This is a genomic window from Pseudochelatococcus contaminans (genome assembly GCF_014195635.1).
In the GTDB taxonomy this organism is placed as follows: Bacteria; Pseudomonadota; Alphaproteobacteria; order Rhizobiales; family Beijerinckiaceae; genus Pseudochelatococcus; species Pseudochelatococcus contaminans.
In genome coordinates, this window is sequence record NZ_JACICC010000044.1 from 1 (window position 1) to 1671 (window position 1671).

At 62.4% G+C, this 1671-nt stretch carries 1 protein-coding gene; it reads left to right on the plus strand.

The genetic code is table 11. The features are described 5' to 3' along the window. The first annotated feature begins 94 nt into the window (after positions 1-94). Positions 95-1450 (plus strand): IS1380-like element IS1247 family transposase, encoded by a 1356-nt coding sequence (locus FHS81_RS18615; protein WP_006473457.1) that lies wholly within the window; start codon positions 95-97, stop codon positions 1448-1450. Positions 1451-1671 lie beyond the last annotated feature (221 nt).

Here is a 1671-nt window from a genome sequence, read left to right on the forward strand (position 1 = left end):
CCCACATTTCCCAAGTAAGGCGCTGATTTCGCTGTCCTGACCATTATATTTCCTATATAAAACATGGTGTTGAAGGCTGCGAGGGGCGCGTTTCATGGATCACCCAGAGGGTGCGGGCTTGCAACGGGCAGATCGGGTGGATTTCGACCCTCGCGTGCGGCTGGAATTTCGCGGCACGCAGCTCAGTTCCGACGGCGGCCTTCTGGTGATGCGCGAGCTTGATGACGCGCTCGGGTTGTCCGATTTGGCGTCAGCGGCGCTGCGCGATACTCGCTCTGGCAAGAACACGGTCCATCGGCTCGACGGCCTGTTCCGGCAATCAGTCTTTGGGCGGCTGGCCGGATACGAGGATGTCAACGACGCCAACCGTCTCGCCTGCGATCCGGTCATGCGCCAAGTTGTCGGCGGCAGAGCGGTCGATGCACAAGCGGCCTCGGCATCGCAGATGGGACGGTTCGAGACCGAGACGCTGGCTCTGGCCGGGAACCGTGCCGCGCTGGCCGACCTGAACGGGCAATGGATCGACCGGTTCCATGACCGTAACGGGCTGAAGTACATCGTTCTGGACATGGACAGCTCGGTCAGCCCGACCCATGGCGACCAGGAAGGGTCCGCCTGGAATGGCCATTTCGACTGTAGCTGCTATCACCCCAACTTTCTGTTCAACCAGTTCGGGATGCTGGAACGCTGCGCCCTGCGCCATGGCAACGTCCACAGCGCCGATGGCTGGCGTGATGTTCTCGACCCCGTCATTGCGCGCTACGCGGAGCGCGACCTTGGTGGCAGGTTCTTCCGGGCCGATGCTGCCTACGCGATCCCGGCGATCTATGAGCGATTGGAAGAAGCGCGGTTCTTCTACGCCATCCGGCTGCCCGCAAACGCGGTCCTCAAGGACAAGATCGCGCATCGGCTAACGCGCCCTGTCGGGCGGCCGTCACTGACCAAGGTCAAGCGGTTCTTCGAGGAATTCGAGTATCAGGCGGCGTCCTGGGACAAGGAACGCCGGGTGATCGCCAAGATCGAATGGCATCCGGGCGAACTGTTCCCGCGTGTCGGCTTCATCGTCACCAACCTGCCGATGGAGCCGGACTGGGTGGTGCGGTTCTACAACCAGCGCGGCACCGCCGAGCAGCACATCAAAGAGGGCAAATACGCCTTTCGCTGGACGCGGCTGTCGTGCCGGAAGTTCCGCGACAATGAGGTGCGGCTGCAACTGCACGCCCTGGCGTACAACCTGGCCACCTTCTTGCGCTGCATCGAGCTGCCCGAGGCCATGGCCGACTGGTCGTTGACCAGCCTGCAACTGAAGCTGATCAAGATCGGGGCACGTGTGGTCCGTCACGCCCGCACCATCACCTTCCAGCTGGCCGAGGTCGCTGTCACCGGCACGATGGTACGCGCCATCCTCGCCGCTATCCGCCGATTGCGAGCGCCACCGCTATGCGCATGATCGCGATCCACGCTCAAACTGAACGAAAGCGGCTGGACAGATCTGTCCGCTGCGCTGAAAAACGCCGCCCCTGGGCAAGGAAACAGCGGCTTCGCGGTCTGATCCGTCCAGATCCAGCAGTCTGCGCGACCGCAGGTGCCGCTTGCGGCAGAAAATCCTTGTCTAGCGCTCGGATACAGGCGATCTTCACCTCAAACGACACGCCACTTGGGGAATGCAGG

Excerpts from the sequence above, each read along its gene's own strand:
- FHS81_RS18615 (WP_006473457.1), top strand. The coding sequence starts at position 95 with ATGGATCACCCAGAGGGTGCGGGCTTGCAACGGGCAGATCGGGTGGAT.